At 76.4% G+C, this 785-nt stretch carries 1 pseudogene; it reads left to right on the forward strand.

The features are described from left to right. Nucleotides 1-785, forward strand: a pseudogene (locus B9S61_RS12000) (ATP-binding protein); the annotation flags it as partial.

The following is a 785-nucleotide window of genomic DNA, read 5'->3' on the forward strand; positions in this document are numbered from 1 at the left end:
AAGCTGGTCCGGCTGCTCGCCCGCGGCCGCTCCGTGCGCCTCACCGGCCCGCCCGGCTCCGGCCGCACCCGGCTGCTCGACATCGTCGCCGAGGACTGCACGGACCTGGCGCCCGACGGAGTGGTCCGGCTGAACGGCCTGGGCCGCTCCGCCGACGACCTGCTGTACGACCTCTTCCACGCCGTCCACCACGCGCCCCTGCACCGGCCCGAGCGGGTCGAACTCGCCGCATACGTGCGGGAGATCGGCGCCGTCGTGGTCCTGGACGACCTCGGGATCGGCGGCACCGACCTCGACGGGTTCCTGGACGCCACCCCCGAGTGCGCCATCCTGTTCGGCGCCGACCCGGACGTGCCCGAGCCGTCCGCCGACGCCGGTGTCGAGGAGGTCGTCCTCCCCGGGCTCGACCGCGCGGCCGGCCTCGACCTGCTCGAGCACGCCGTCGGCCGCGGACTCACCGAGGACGAGTCGAACTGGGCCGGCGACCTCTGGTTCGAGTCCGAGGGCCTGCCGCTGCGCTTCGTCCAGGCCGGCGCCCTGCTGCGGCAGCGCGACCGGCTGCGGGCCGGCGCCGGCGCCGTCGACGCGTTCGGCGTCTTCGAGGACGTACGGCCCGACGAGACGCCCTACGACCCCGCCGAGGCCGGCAGCGGCAGTGACGACGTACCGCTGCCCTCGCTGGGTGAGGCCGCCGCGCCCGCCCCGCTGCTGGCCTCCCGGCTCAGCGCCTCCGCCCGCGCCACCCTGCGGTTCGCCGTCGCGCTGGGCGGCGAGGTACCCCATCA

The sequence above is a fragment of the Streptomyces sp. SM1 genome, assembly GCF_002910825.1.
Taxonomy (GTDB): domain Bacteria; phylum Actinomycetota; class Actinomycetes; order Streptomycetales; family Streptomycetaceae; genus Streptomyces; species Streptomyces okerensis.